We start from the raw sequence: 252 nt of genomic DNA, 5'->3' as shown, positions 1-252 counted from the left end.
GTTGAATACATAGAAGTTGATTACAACAAAACCAGAAGGCATAGTTCACTTGGCTATTTAAGCCCTGAGAATTTTGAACTGAAACACAGTGCTTAGTTAAGTGTCCAGAGTTAGCGGATCAGATCAAACAGCTTGATGCTGGCCTCTAAGGCACTGATTGAATGTAAGACACTGACCTTGACTGAGTTAGGTCGAAATTTACCAACCACGGCCCGAACCAAGCACAACATCAAGCGCATTGATCGTTTGCTC

1 protein-coding gene and 1 pseudogene are annotated in these 252 nt (G+C 42.9%); both read left to right on the top strand.

The window, feature by feature from the left end; translation table 11 throughout:
- Nucleotides 1-96 (top strand): IS3 family transposase (locus tag AEA42_RS23110; RefSeq protein ID WP_348625491.1); only part of this gene is annotated, 96 nt, incomplete at its 5' end.
- A gap of 21 nt (nt 97-117) precedes the next feature.
- Nucleotides 118-252 (top strand): annotated as a pseudogene (locus AEA42_RS22350) (IS4 family transposase); the annotation flags it as partial.

The organism is Shewanella sp. Sh95, from assembly GCF_001308045.1.
Lineage (GTDB): Bacteria > Pseudomonadota > Gammaproteobacteria > Enterobacterales > Shewanellaceae > Shewanella > Shewanella xiamenensis.
Note: the sequence above shows the minus strand (reverse complement) of the source record. Positions and strands in the feature narration are given on the sequence as shown.